At 42.3% G+C, this 14,441-nt stretch carries 8 protein-coding genes; 1 reads left to right on the forward strand and 7 read right to left on the reverse strand.

The window, feature by feature from the left end; all coding sequences use genetic code 11:
- Nucleotides 1-293: 293 nt before the first annotated feature.
- From rpiB to ATH1_RS0109355, 7 genes are all read right to left on the reverse strand, one after another.
- Nucleotides 294-731, reverse strand: a complete 438-nt coding sequence (gene rpiB, locus ATH1_RS0109325) for a ribose 5-phosphate isomerase B (RefSeq protein ID WP_010420604.1) — start codon at nucleotides 729-731, stop codon at nucleotides 294-296.
- 247 nt (nucleotides 732-978) lie between these two features.
- Nucleotides 979-2,649: a ribulokinase gene (locus ATH1_RS0109330; RefSeq protein ID WP_010420607.1), complete on the reverse strand. Its 1,671-nt coding sequence runs from the start codon at nucleotides 2,647-2,649 to the stop codon at nucleotides 979-981.
- A 38-nt stretch (nucleotides 2,650-2,687) separates the two neighbouring features.
- Complete coding sequence (locus ATH1_RS0109335; protein ID WP_029164056.1) at nucleotides 2,688-3,377, reverse strand: L-ribulose-5-phosphate 4-epimerase; 690 nt, start codon at nucleotides 3,375-3,377, stop codon at nucleotides 2,688-2,690.
- 311 nt (nucleotides 3,378-3,688) lie between these two features.
- A complete protein-coding gene (locus ATH1_RS0109340; protein WP_010420613.1) occupies nucleotides 3,689-5,494 on the reverse strand; it encodes a sodium/sugar symporter in 1,806 nt (601 codons plus the stop codon).
- A gap of 32 nt (nucleotides 5,495-5,526) precedes the next feature.
- Entirely contained in the window at nucleotides 5,527-7,032 is a 1,506-nt protein-coding gene (gene araA, locus ATH1_RS0109345; RefSeq protein ID WP_010420616.1) for an L-arabinose isomerase, read from the reverse strand.
- Nucleotides 7,033-7,114: 82 nt separating this feature from the next.
- Nucleotides 7,115-7,807: an NUDIX hydrolase gene (locus tag ATH1_RS0109350; protein ID WP_010420618.1), complete on the reverse strand. Its 693-nt coding sequence runs from the start codon at nucleotides 7,805-7,807 to the stop codon at nucleotides 7,115-7,117.
- Between the two features lie 241 nt (nucleotides 7,808-8,048).
- Nucleotides 8,049-12,404 carry a hybrid sensor histidine kinase/response regulator transcription factor gene (locus tag ATH1_RS0109355; RefSeq protein WP_010420620.1) on the reverse strand — a complete coding sequence of 1,452 codons (4,356 nt, stop codon included), beginning with the start codon at nucleotides 12,402-12,404 and terminating at the stop codon, nucleotides 8,049-8,051.
- A 456-nt stretch (nucleotides 12,405-12,860) separates the two neighbouring features.
- On the opposite strand from ATH1_RS0109355, the gene ATH1_RS0109365 reads away from it, so the two are divergent.
- Nucleotides 12,861-14,348 (forward strand): arabinan endo-1,5-alpha-L-arabinosidase, encoded by a 1,488-nt coding sequence (locus ATH1_RS0109365; protein WP_010420624.1) that lies wholly within the window; start codon nucleotides 12,861-12,863, stop codon nucleotides 14,346-14,348.
- Nucleotides 14,349-14,441 lie beyond the last annotated feature (93 nt).

The following is a 14,441-nucleotide window of genomic DNA, read 5'->3' on the forward strand; positions in this document are numbered from 1 at the left end:
GGTTAAATGGTGTTATACATGTTCTGTTGTGGAAAAACGTTGTCATGCTTTTTTCATCTTAAATCTTAAATCTAAAAATCTGATAATCTATTAAGACAAACCTTGCCACGCTCGTTTCATCTTACATTTAATAAGTTGTTACGGCTGTTAGAATTGTTAAAGTTGTTAATATTGTTGAAGTGTTAGTCGTTAGAATGTTATAAGTTTTATTACATTAGCTAACAATCCCAACAATTTAACATTCCTAACAATTCTTGCCATGCTCGTTTCATTTGATACGAACGAACTCTTTATCAAAGCTCAATTTTTTCTATGCGTTTTTGATGACGCCCACCTTCAAAATCTGTAGAAAGAAAAACATCAATAATCTCACGAACCTGTCCGGGTTCCAGGAAACGCGCAGGCATGGCGCAAACGTTGGCATCATTATGAGCCCTTCCGAGGCGGGCTATTTCGGGATTCCAGCTATAAGCCGATCTTACTCCTTTATGACGGTTTAATGTGATGTTTATGCCATTGCCACTACCACAAAAAGCTACTGCTCTTTTTATTTTTCCGCTTGAAATTGCTTCGCCCAGCGGATGTGCATAATCGGCATAATCAGAACTTTCCGAAGAATTGGTCCCAAAGTCTTTAACTTCATACCCTTTTTCTTCAAGATATTTTTTAGCCATCTCTTTCATTTCATAACCGGCATGGTCGGAAGCAATTCCAATTAGCTCTTTACTCATCCGTATAAAATTTATCTAAGTTATTGGTCGAATGGAACTCGCATGATGGATGTACGACACCTTCGGTGTCGCATTTCAATTTAACAATAATTACTATAAACAGGGGAGCCTTTCAGGCTCCCTCTCCTTCATCCAGCGTTATATGACTTCGCAGAAAAGCGCTAATGCCCGGTGACAAGTAAAAACAACTTTGGCAACTTCCCCTCTCCTTACCTTCCCCATGAACCTTTTTACGGCTATCAGAGCCCTACAGTTCATTTTCGGTAAAATGGCCTAATTTTAGATACTTTTCATAAATGGCCTCATATTGCCGGGCATTTTTGGAATCGGGTTTATATTCCTTTTCGAATCCCTGTCCCATTTTCTTCTGGGCTTCTTCTACATTAGGATAAATGCCCGCCACAACAGCCGCAAACATACCGGCTCCCACAGCGCAGGTCTGTTCGGTTGCAGCCACCTTAATAGGCATATTAAGCACATCGGCCAATGTTTGCATAACAAAGGGAGATTTGCGGGCTACGCCGCCTAAACCAATGACACCTTTTAATTCAACGCCTTCTTCCCTAAAACGTTCAACGATAGCTTTAGAGCCAAAAGCGGTGGCCTCAACCAGTGCTCTGAAGATTCCTGGCGCTGAAGAACCAAGTGTCAATCCGGTAATGGAACCGGTAACCTCCTGGCTGGCATCGGGTGTTCTTCTCCCGTTCATCCAGTCTGTTGCAAGAATGGTCGACTCTTCAACAGAAATTTTCATGGCTTCCTCGCTTAAGCGCGGAATAATCTGATCAATGGTTTCGTCAATCAATTTTTGTTTGGTTTCGTTATCAAGTAGTTTACTTTTAGCAAGAACATTGTTCAACGGCCATGCTACCACATTTTTAAACCATGCATAAACATCACCAAACCCCGATTGTCCGGCTTCGAGACCAATATACCCGGGTACAACCGATCCATCTACCTGTCCGCAAATTCCACGCACCAGCTTGTCACCAATTTGTTCATAACCGGCAATCATAATGTCACAAGTGGATGTCCCGATAGCTCTCGCTAAAACGTTGGGAGTAGCTCCCCCGCCAACAGCACCCATGTGACAGTCAAAGGCGCTAACACCCACAACAACATCGGTTGAAAGTCCCAATCGTTCTGCCCATTCCGGGGTCAGATTGCCAACTTTCGTATCACTCGGATAAGTATGACGATACAATCTGTCACGATACCCCTTCAGTAATGGATCGAGGGTGGTTAAAAAATCTTCGGGTGGTAACCCCTCCCAGCTTTCGTGCCACATCGCCTTATGTCCGGCAGCACAGCGACTACGAACCACCTGATCGGGTTTTTCTGTTCCGGTGATTAAAGCCGGCATCCAGTCGGCATGTTCTATCCACGACCAGGCGGCTTCGCGAACAGATTTGTCTTCACGCAACACGTGTAATACTTTGGCCCAAACCCATTCCGAAGAATAAACGCCACCTTCATACTTAGTGTAATCTTCTTTCCACTTTTTTGCCAGAGCATTGATTTCTGCTGCCTCCTTTACCGCTGTATGGTCCTTCCAGAGAATGAACATCGCATTGGGATTCTCTGAAAACCCGGGCTTTAAAGCCAGCGGAATACCATCTTTATCTACAAAAGCAGGCGTACTTCCGGTAGTATCAAAAGATAAACCGACCACATTGCGGGCAACATCGCTACCGGCTTCTTTTAAAGCATTTTTTACAGTATATTCAAGTACTTCTATGTAGTCGAGCGGATGCTGCCTGTACTGATTAGCAGCCGGATTGCAATATTTTCCTTCCATCCATCGGGGGTAATACTTTACCGACTGGGCTACTTCCTCGCCGGTTTCTGTATCCACCACCACGGCCCGAGCCGAATCTGAACCGTAATCAAGCCCGATAACATATTTTTTTGAACTCATAATTTTAATTTTTAGTTCTGTAGTCAGAGTTTTATGAATTATTGTTGTCCGTAATAGGCATTGGCACCGTGCTTCCGGTCGAAATGTTTTCTCGTCAGCAAAGGATTCATTGATGCCTGCGGATTGACTGAGAGACTGATAAAAGCCATTTTTGCAACCTGTTCCATAACGACACTGTTGTGGACGGCTTCGCGGGCATCTTTCCCCCAGGAAAAGGGTCCGTGATTTTTCACAATAACCCCCGGAATATGATTTGGATTTTTGCCTTTGAATGCTTCCACTATCACCGTTCCGGTTTCCTTTTCGTATTCTGATTCCACCTCTTCTTTAGTCATATCTCTTGTACACGGAATGTCACTGGCAAAATAGTCGGCATGTGTGGTACCTAAAATTGGAATATCCACACCTGCCTGTGCCCATGCAGTAGCAAAGGCAGAGTGGGTATGAACCACTCCGCCTGTTTCAGCAAAATGCCTGTACAACTCAATATGCGTAGGTGTGTCAGAAGAAGGTTTCAGATTACCTTCCACCACATTGCCGTCAAGATCGACAACTACCATATCGTCGGCTTTCATGTCATCATAAGCCACTCCGCTGGGTTTGATCACAACCAGGCCGTTTTCCCTGTCGATGGCACTTACATTGCCCCAGGTAAAAATAACAAGGTTGTGACGTACCAAATCCAGATTTGCCTGAAATACTTCTTCCTTCAATTTTTTTAAATCCATATTCAATATCTCAATAGACCGTTAGATTTTTAGATATGAGCCGGGTCTAAAAAGCATCTTTGTTGCCAAACTCAGTGTTGTTTTAAATTTTTACATCCTCATTAATAACAAGTTAACTCCGGTACAAAAATTCAAAATGCCTCGATTTTGACAAAAATATGCTTTTTGTACCACACTCAGATATTAGACACAAAATTGTTCTCAAAACTTTGGCTTACTGCATTTTAACAGATATAATCCTTTGAATACAAACAACTAACTTTCAATTTATTGCAAAACAAAAGTTTAACGAAGTATAGGAATCTGTTTTTTTACCAGAAAACGCCATACAATAAACCAAGAATAACGATGATTCCGATAGCACCGATGTTAAAGGCTTTTCCGGTTTTGAAACTTTGCGGATCGGTTTCAATAGCCATTTTATCAGCTGCAATAATCTTTTCATTCGAAATGAGAATTATTCCAACAAACAGAAATGCTGCCGCCAGCATAAAGATGCTTTCGATACCCAAATTGTTTAAGAATTGTATATTGATTCCTACAAATCCGATTATTGCCGCGATAACACCAATAGTAAGCATAATGTATCCACCCCTGATAAATCCGGGACGAACAACATGTTTCGTATCGGTGGTCCAAACTTTCTTATCGACAAACGTAATAATGGTTGCAACAAATACCAGAATCACAAAAACATATCCCATACGCATCATCCATGGCATATCGGGGAAACCGAATTTAAATCCGAAACCAAGTGGTAATGTCAGGATAGCTGTCCACAAGGCAGCACGGTTGGTGGCCTGCCTCCAGAACAATCCCATAAAGAACACCACTACAACACCCGGATAGATAAAGCCTGTATATTCCTGAATGTATTGGAAGGCCTGTTCAAGATTGTTCAATATCGGGGCGATAAAGACGGCAATAAACAAAGCTGCAAAGGCAACGATTCTCCCAACACGCACCTGCTGTTTATCTGTTGCATTGGGGTTAAAATATGGTTTATAGATATCTACCGTAAAGATTGTTGAGGTTGAATTGATCATTGAAGCCAGGGAAGAAACAATAGCCGCGGCAAGTGCAGCAAAGGCAAGTCCCCTGACGCCAATAGGCATGTGCTCTGCCAAAAGGAAAGGATAAGCTTCATCGGGCTTACTTACCAATTGCGTGGCTGTCTGACTGTCAAGATAAAAAGCAGCAATACCCGGAATAACCACGATCAAAGGAATCAATATTTTAAGATAGGCACCAAACAAAAGACCTCTTTTGGCTTCAGTCACAGACTTAGCCGCCAGACCTTTCTGAATAATATACTGGTTAAATCCCCAATAACCGAAGTTGGTGAGCCAGATACCTCCCAAAATAATCCCAAGCCCCGGAAGGTCCGAAAATACATCAGGCCTCTTATCTGCGGTTGCAATCATGTGGAAGTGATCACGGGCACCTTCGAACAAATTCTGAAAGCCCTTGATTGGTCCTGCATCAATGCCGCCAACAGCATCCAAAGCAACATAAGTAGTCACAAGTCCGCCGAAAATGAGAAAAATCACCTGAACAACATCCGTCCAGGCTACGGCCTTCAAACCACCATAAATGGAATAGATTCCGGAAAAAAGTGCAAGACCTACAATCCCGTACATCAGAGGAATCCCCAGAATGGTTTGCATGGCCAGGGCGCCCATGTAGGTTATGGAAGTAAGGTTAACAAACACGTAAACCAACAACCAGAAAATAGCAAAAGCCGTACTCACCCCCCTGGAATAACGTTGCGCCAGAAACTGGGGCATTGTATAAATCTTCTTCTCAATAAAAATGGGAATGAAATACTTTGCTATTACGACGAGTGAAGCCGCAGCAATCCATTCATAACAGGCAATGCCGATACCAAGGGCGTACCCCGATCCCGACATACCGATAAACTGTTCGGCCGAAATGTTTGCTGCAATGAGCGAGGCACCAATAGCCCACCAGGTCAGTGACTTATTGGCCAGAAAGTAGTCCTGGGCGGTTTTCTCAACACCTTTTTTCCCTTTCGAGATAAAAAGGCCCATCCCCAGGATTACAAAAGCATACACTGCAAATATAATCCAGTCAACCGTTGCAAAAGCTGATTCCATAATTTATCTGATTTAAAATGAGTGTTTATAGTTTAAATTCCCCGATTCAGATGATAATATAAATCGTTCCAACGTAATTCTTTTTTGAATTCGCTGATAGTGGTTCCTTCATCAATCAGCAAAAATTCCATGCCTGCCATTTCAGCAAAATCCTCCATAAACTCAGCTGTCAGGGCTTTACTGAAAACCGTATGGTGAGCTCCCCCCGCAAGTATCCATGCAGTAGCTCCTGTTTTCAGATCGGGTTTAGGAATCCACAAAGCACTTGAAACCGGAAGTTTAGGCATTTCCTGTGGCTGTCTGACAACCTCAACAGAGTTCACCACCAGACGGAAACGGTTGCCCATATCCATCATTGAAGCATTAATAGCAGGCCCGGGAGCAACAGAGAAACGCGAGCGGACAGGATCCTCTTTTCCGCCAATGCCAAGCGGGTGAATTTCTACTTTAGGTGTTCCCTCTGCAATGGATTCACAAACCTCAAGCATGTGAGCGCCAAGTACCTTTTGTCCGGAAGGATCGAGATGATAAGTGTAATCCTCCATAAAGGAAGTACCACCTTCAAGACCGGTAGCCATCATTTTCATCACATGCGTCAGAGCAGCAGTTTTCCAGTCTCCTTCTGCACCGAAACCATATCCATCGGCCATAAGACGCTGAACGGCAAAACCAGGCAGCTGTTTCATCCCATGAAGGTCTTCAAATGTAGTGGTAAAAGCAGAAAATCCGCCTTCATCAAGAAACTTTCTGAGTCCGAGTTCTATGCGACACGATTCGCGCAGGGATTCATGTCTGTCGGCTCCTTTCTTCAGATTATCAGCCACCTTATAATTGCTTTCAATTTCAGCGCACAAAGCATCGATCTCTGCATCTCCAATAGTTTCAATAACATCTACAAGGTCACAAATGCCATAACCTTTCACATCCATACCAAACCTTATCTGGGCATCCACTTTGTCACCTTCGGTTACGGCAACATTGCGCATATTGTCACCAAAGCGGGCCACTTTCATATTCTTCATTGTATGGAACCCGACTGCTGCACGTGTCCACACACCCACCTGGCGCTGAACATCTTCATCCTGCCAGTGACCAACAACCACTTTCCGGTTGATGCGCATCCGGCTGGCTATAAAACCAAATTCCCGACCGCCATGAGCCGACTGGTTCAGGTTCATGAAGTCCATATCGATCTCCGACCAGGGAATATCACGATTAAACTGTGTATGTAAATGCACAAATGGCTTTTGCAATGCCTTTAGTCCGGCAATCCACATCTTAGCCGGCGAAAAAGTGTGCATCCATGTAATCAGACCCACACAATTGTCCTTCTGATTGGCCTGCATACATACTTCATAAATGGCATCAGGGGTGGTTACCACAGGTTTAAATACCACTTTTACAGGTATTTGGGACGATTCGTTAAGTGCATCTGCAATTTTTTTCGAATGTGCATCTACTTCTTTCAATGCTTCATCCCCGTACAAATGCTGGCTTCCGGTAACAAACCAGACTTCAAATTTTTTCAGGTCATGCATCTCTAACTCCTTTTTTAGTGTAATAATTCGGTTTTTCTGTTAACAGCGCGTAAAATTTTCTAAAAATCTTGCAATCAACTATTTATATTTTAATCACACGCTCATGTCCGTTTAACTCATCGGCATTCTCACGAAAACGGTAATTAAATGCTCCCTTTTTGGATTCGGTTGTATTTTTTGTATTGGTTTTTTCCAGTACATTGAGGGAAAGAATCTTTTTACGGAAATTTCCCGGGTCCAGCTCACGCTGATAAATTGCTTCATACAATCGTCGAAGCTGCATCAATGTAAATTTCTCGGGTAACAACTCTCTTCCCACCAACTCTAAGCTTGCCTTCATTTGCAAACGCTCTTTGGCTTTACTCACAATTTCCTCGTGATCAAAAATCAACGGAGGAATTTCATTGATAGACCACCAGTGAGCACTACTACTTTTAACTTTCTCCTCATCATGCTGATCTATCCTTATCAAAGCATAAAAAGCAACGGAAACAACCCTGGCAGCAGGATCGCGATCAGGCTTTGAAAACGCTTCAACTTGTTCAAGATATATATCGGTAAGACCGGTTGTTTGCTCCAAAACCCTTGTGGCTGCCATTTCCAGCGTTTCTTCATTGCCACAGAAACCACCCATCAAAGACCAGCCCCCTTTTTGGGGTTCAATAGGACGACGGTGCAGCAGCAATTTAAGCTCATAATCTTCATAGCCAAAAATGACGCAATCAACTGCAAGATAATGCTTTGGATGATTTCCATATAAATCAGACAAAACCATTTTTTCTTTTTTTATTTTTGGTTATCAGTGTATCAGTATAAAAAATATTGGTCTCGTGAAACGCGCATGACCTTGTCTTATTCATGCTCTTCCCCGAATGAAGGGACAAGTAGTGAACATCCTTATCATGCTCGTTCCATAGACTGGTTAACTTTATAATATTATGCGACTAAATTAAAAAGTATTTTCTACTTTTAAAATGTTTTTTAAAAATATTTTTTCAAATCAAAATCAAACCCGGTCAAATCTGGTTTCTGCAATGCTTTAAATACTCACTTGGTGTTTCACGATAAAACTTTTTAAACACGCGGCTAAAATATTTCGGGTCGTTGAATCCGATTTTGTAAGCCACTTCATTCACTGAAACAGGTCCGTTCCGGAGATAATCCAGAGATTTCTTCAATCGGAACATCGTGATAAAATCATTGGGAGACAAGCCCGCAAGCGCCTTCAGTTTTTTGTACAATAAACTTCGTGAAACAAACATCAGACCTGCAAAGCTCTCGACACTAAAATCGGCATTCGGATAATTATCCTCCAGTACCTGATAAGCTTTCTCCATGAATTGCCGGTCAAGAGAAGAGACTGCCTCCAGTTCCTCATTACTTTGAGGAACATTATTACTAAAAAGAGCACGCAATTTTTTACGCGATTCAATCAGGTTATCGGCTCTGGCTTTCAAAATCTTCATACTAAACGGCTTGGGAATATAATCATCGGCACCGGTTTTCAGTCCTTCAAGCTGATGTTCTACCAGAGCCCTGGCTGAAAGAAGAATAACGGGCACATGACTGGTGTAAATGTTATTTTTAAGTTGATGGCACAATTCGATTCCATCCATTACCGGCATCATGATATCGCTGATAACCAGATCAAAATGATGATCTTTGGCCATTTCATAAGCATCTTTTCCATTGGTTGCTTCCATTACTTTATAATATGGCGCCAATGATTTCCTGATAAGTCCGCCCAGTTCTCTGTTATCTTCCACCACCAGCACGACCGGTTTCTGTTCTGGTTCTTCTACGACTGTCTCTTCCTCCTCATTCCATTCGGACATTTCATCCCTTATCACCTGAACTTTCTCTCGCAATTCATCCGATAATACAGGGCCCGACTGGGCCTTTTCCGTTTCATCGCCGGCAAATCCGTTACCGTCGCACGGCAGAAATACTTTAAAAGAAGCACCTCCGCCGCTCCTGTTTTCCACCGATATCCGGCCATGCAAAGCCTCAATCAATTCTTGGGTAAGTGCAAGGCCAATGCCACTGCCTTTGGCGGCTTTTTCCAATTCATCTGCCCTGTAGAACCGGTCAAATATTTTTTCACGGTCACTCTCCCGGATTCCCGGGCCGGTATCCGAAACGTCAATGTAAAGCATGGATACATCGTTCTCCTTTTCAACTCTTGCTGAAAAAATGATCTGCCCACCAAAAGGAGTAAATTTAAAAGCATTGGACAACAGGTTATACAAAATGTTTTCGAGCTTCTCACGGTCGTACCAAAATTCATCGTGCGGCACATCTATTCTTGAAATGTAGTCTATATTATGGTCTGACGCCAAACCATCAAAAGCATGGTAAATCTCATTCAAAAATGTGAACAGGTCTCCTTTGACAGCCTGAACACTATATTTGTCAGACTCTATCTTTCTAAAAGTAAGAAGTTGATTAATAAGCATCATCAATCTTTGGGCGTTTCTTTCGATGGTTTTCAAAGAGCTGTGAACCGATTCAGGCAAAGAACCATCCTCAAGTAAATTCTCGAGCGGTGCCAGAATTAATGTGAGCGGAGTTCTGAATTCATGTGAAACATTGGTGAAAAAACGGAGCTTTGACTGATTTATAGCTTTTACCTTTTTGTTGAGTTCAATAAGTCTGTCGCGTTGTTCCAGAATCTTACTGTTTTTGGTTTCAAGCTCATTTTTCTGACCTTCGATAAGTTTCTGACGATGTTCAAGTGCTTTATTGGTATTTGCCAGTTCGAGTGCCTGATAACTTAATTGGTCTTTTTGCTCCTGAATCTGCCGGGTTCTCTCTTTCACCATGTTTTCCAATGTACGCTTTTGCATTCTTAAGCGCCGTGTATGGTGACGGGCATAGGCAATTGACAACGCAACAATAGCAATCAAAAGCAAAATTTTGAACCAGGTGGTTTGCCAGAAAGGCGGCCGAATGATAAGGGTAATTACTTTTTCAGGACTGTTCCATTCACCATCACTGTTGGTAGCCTTTACTCTGAACTGGTATGAACCTCCGTCAAGATTGGTATAATTGGCAAATCGCTGGTCGCTATCAACTTCGACCCATTGCTTATCCACACCTTCCAGTTTATAAGCATATTTGATTTTTTGCGGATGAAAATAATCAATCGCCGTAAATTCAAAAGTGATAACATTGTCACGATAGCTAAGAGATATCGAGTCGGACAGATAAATATTGCGGGACAAAACCACTCTGTTATGCCGCTCTTCTCCTGTTTTTACAGGTTTGTTAAAAACCCGTAACCCCGAAATAAAAACCCGGGGCCGGAAAGGATAATCCGGAAAGCTTCGCGGGTTAAAATAATTCAACCCTTTGATATTTCCGAAATAGAGGAAACCATCATCAGACTTGTGTGCAGCCGACCAGTAAAACTGATTGCTCAAGAGACCATCTTCGCGGTAAAAATTAAAAAACGACCCGGTTTCCTTATCAAAGCGGGACAAGCCATGATCGGTACTCATCCACAAGTTGTTATTTTGATCCTCTAATATACCATAAACCACATTGTTGCACAAACCCTTATCGGTGCTGTAATTAGTAAATTTCCATCGGCCCGAATCAGTCTGGCTGATACAGGAAACCCCGTCACTATATGTCCCTGCCCAGATATTTCCTTCCTTGTCTTCGGTAAGGCTGATCACATAATCGCCGGCAAGGCTGCCACCCGTATCAGTTTCGGAAACACTGTAAAACTCCAGCAAAGCATTATCACGAGCCGTCACTATCCCCCCTGCAGATATCATGGAAGCCGGAAAGCGAAACAATCCGTTCCTGGTGCCAACCCAATAATAATCTTTTCTGTCTTTCAGCAAACAACCCACTTCATTGATCTTTGCCAATGCACCGCTGTTAAGTTCGGTAATCCTTTCGGTGCTCAGATCGAGAACGGCCAGTTTTCCCTCAGTTCCTACAAGTAGAAAGCCACGCTCATCGTGCCAAAACGATGAGATAAATACATTATAATTGGAATTAGGGACATCACCTGTATCGGCAATAAACCGTTTAAAACTACCATCTTTAAGTAATTTGTTGATGCCGGCTCCCCAGGTACCCACCCACAACTGATCCTGGTTATCTTTTATCAGAGCGGAAACAAAATTGCTTGAAAGACTGCTGTTATCCGCAGGATCGTTTCTGTAATGTCTGAGGTTGTTCTCTCCCTGACCAATCCTGTTTAGTCCGCCACCGGCAGTACCTACCCACAGTACCTCATCATCACGAAAAACAGAATTGACAGGGCCTTCAGATAAAGAATGATCGTTTTCCACATCATGTGTCAGAAAATAAAACGCCTTCTGGTAAAGGTTAAAATGATTAACCCCTCCTTTTTCCGTACCAACCCAAACATTCCCCTTATTGTCGGTGAGCAGGCTGCGAATAAAATTATTGTTCAGTTTAAAATCGTCAGGGCCTTCCTGTGGGAAATGAATAAATCCGCTGATCTCCGGATCATATATCTCAAGTCCCCCAAGCGTTCCGATATAAATTGTGCCAAACTGATCGGCCGTAATGTCATTTACCGTACCATGTACCAGAGCATTATCATCCTGGTTGTCCGGATAAAACCATTGCCCGGTTCCCTGCCCTATCTCAAATCTCAATAAGCCATAAAAAGTGCCTATCCATAATGTGTTGCCGGCATCTCTATAAAGTGATCTTACATCCATGACAACATTCAGAAAATCATTTTCCAGTAGCGTATTCTTATTCGAAACACCGCTTTCAATGTCTATAGAGAAAAGACCTTCACCGGTTCCACCCAAAAGGGTATTTTCATCAATTAACGCCAGTGCATTTATAGAAGGATTCTGAACCTCGTTTACCACCACGCTGTAGTGGAAAACAGAATACTTTCCGTTATTTTCTTTCAACTGATACAAACCATCTGCCGAAGTACCTACCCAAACATTATCCGAAGAGTCAACATACACTTTTGTTATCCCAACCTGCTCCTCCTCTTCGGTAAGTCGAAAAATGCCAACTTCACCTGTCGCCAAATCAATGAAGCCAAGACCTTTATTGGTGCCAATCCACAACAGGCCACCCGATGTGACATCGAGAGAATTAATTAAATTCGAAGGCAGCCGATCCTTGCCGTAAATATTGAAGGAATATCCATCATAACGCGTAAGACCGTTACCGGTGCCAAACCACACGAATCCGTAAGAATCAAGTAGAATATCATTAACTGTATTCTGAGGAAGGCCATCATCATTGGTAATATAGTTAATATGGTAAGGGAAAAATTTGCTCTTCATTTCCAAAGCAAATCCATTGGAGCAAAGCAATAAAATCCCTGTCCAGGCAAGAGCAATCTTTAATATTTGTGGCATCGGCAATTTCATAAATAGCTAAAAAACTAACTTCTCCTCGAATTAAGTAAATAATGTAAGAGTGCGGTATAAAAAGCATATTTTGTCCAAATCAAGGTGTTTTAAATTTCTGTACCGGAGTTAACTTGTTGTTAATGAGGATCAAAAATTTAAAACAACAATGAGTTTGCAACAAAGATGCTTTTTAGACCCGGCTCATGTAAAAAAAGTAAAATTTACCCTAAATAACAACTCTTTATCAAAGAAAAGAATCAAATCAAAATTTTCCGCCATTGAGCCGGTTAAATCAACAAAAATCCGCCAATCAAAGACAATTATCCTCTTTTACTGCTACCGGAAGCAATACTTTTGTCTTAACATTTATTCAGGAATCAGATTTTCCAAATTTGCCGCGCAAGGATATGTAAAAAATTAACAACTTCTATCAAAATAATAATTTAGATAAATTTTATACTGATGAAAAACCCAACAATTTTTTCCTTTTCTGTGACATTTTTCGTTGCTGCTCTTATGGCAAGTTGTTCGTCGGTTCAGGAAAGGGAAAACTCAGGGCCCGTAGCCGGCCAAAATCCTTATAACGACGATTACTCCGAATATACCTCTCTCAGTAATCGGGATAAATGGGGAAATGCCAATGTACATGACCCTTCTGTTATCAAAGACGGTGACACCTATTATGTTTATTCGACCGATGCCATTTACCGTCCACGTGGTGTAGAATTTTACGATGACACGATTCAGATGGGAAACATACAAATGAGGAGCTCTAAAGACCTTGTTAACTGGAAGTTTGAAGGATGGGCGCTCGACAAGATACCCGAAGAGGCTGTAAAACACGTTCGTGACCACAATAACGGGAAAGGAGCCACAAATATGTGGGCGCCACATGTAAAAAAGGTTGGCGACGAATTCAGAATGTACTATTCTGTCTCTGCTTTTGGAACCAATTCTTCATACATTGGCCTGGCCACTGCTCCTCATCCGCTTGGTCCCTGGACCAATAAGGGTTGTGTTGTCAAAACCACACCAAATAGCAAAATGAATGCCATTGATCCATCAGTAATTACCGATGCTAAAACAGGAAAAATGTGGATGCATTACGGCTCCTATTTTGGCGGCCTGTATTGCGTTGAACTGGAACCCGAAACCGGCTTCACAAAACGTAATGGCGACCATGGTCACCTGCTTGCCTCAAGAGCAAACCTGAAAAAACATAATCTTGAAGCACCGGAAGTCATCTATTATCCAGGCCAGGATAAATATTACCTGTTTGTATCATACGATGCCCTCTTCACCTTTTATAATGTTCGCGTCGGAAGAGCAGACAAACCGGAAGGGCCTTACTACGATTACTTTGGAAAAGATATGCGGGATACTACCAACAATTATCCCGTATTAACTCACAGCTATATGTTCGGTAACCATCCGGGCTGGTCGGGTAACGGCCATTGTGGTGTGCTCAACGATAATGGCAGGTATTACATGTTTCACCAGGGACGACTCGCCCCTTCGAATGAAATGATGCTGATGCACATCCGGGAAATATTCTGGCTCCCCGACGGATGGCCGGTCGTCTCCCCTCAAAGATATGCCGGTGTTAAAAAGAAAAAGGTGACCGATAAGGATATTCCCGGTCAATGGGAAATAATCCAACTTCAGGATATCGGCCCCATGGCTGATTTATGGCAGGGACAAATTCCTCCGGGTGGCTGGAAATATACAAGAAAAGCATTCAATGTTGCCGACACCATAAAATTCATGGCCAATGGCACTACAAATTCACAAAATTCTAAATCCTGGCGAATCAAAGATAATTACCTATATATCAACAACTATCCACATGCAGTATTCTATGGGTGGGACTGGGAAAATAAAAAACCAACCATTCTTTTTTCAGGAATTTCAGAAAATGGGTTCTCATTTTGGGGAAAAAAGATAAATTAGTGTTCTGAAAAACTAATATGTACTCATGAGTGCAGTCTAAAAAACCTTTTGACCCCTAAATCCCCTAAAGGGGACTTTTTCAAACTGCTGATT

Source organism: Anaerophaga thermohalophila DSM 12881, assembly GCF_000191885.1.
Lineage (GTDB): Bacteria > Bacteroidota > Bacteroidia > Bacteroidales > Marinilabiliaceae > Anaerophaga > Anaerophaga thermohalophila.